Raw genomic sequence first — 332 nt, 5'->3', positions numbered from 1 at the left:
TATGGGAGTTAACGGGTTCGAACCGCTGACCCTCTGCTTGTAAGGCAGATGCTCTCCCAGCTGAGCTAAACTCCCATTGAGTGTTCCTAAGCTAAGCGACTTCCGTATCTAACAGGGGCAACCCCCAACTACTTCAGGCGTTCTAGGGCTTAACTACTGTGTTCGGCATGGGTACAGGTGTATCTCCTAGCTATCGTCACTTAACTTTTTAGTCCACTCAAAATTGAATAACTATATCTTAACAAGAAGTCTACCTCTATGTCAATAAACTTTTCTATTATCAAAATTGTACTCGGACTAAAAAGCTAGTCAATTAGATAAAATGTCTTGAG

The 332-nt window shown here is 41.9% G+C and carries 1 tRNA gene and 1 rRNA gene; both read right to left on the bottom strand.

Annotated elements, in window-relative coordinates:
• Nucleotides 1-2: 2 nt before the first annotated feature.
• Nucleotides 3-75, bottom strand: a tRNA-Val gene (locus AT575_RS10250).
• Nucleotides 76-90: 15 nt separating this feature from the next.
• Nucleotides 91-204 (bottom strand): 5S ribosomal RNA (gene rrf, locus AT575_RS10245).
• Between the last annotated feature and the right edge of the window lie 128 nt (nt 205-332).

This window comes from Streptococcus penaeicida, from assembly GCF_002887775.1.
GTDB lineage: Bacteria > Bacillota > Bacilli > Lactobacillales > Streptococcaceae > Streptococcus > Streptococcus penaeicida.
The sequence above is the reverse complement of the archived record's forward strand: the minus strand, read 5'-3'. Positions and strand labels throughout refer to the sequence as shown.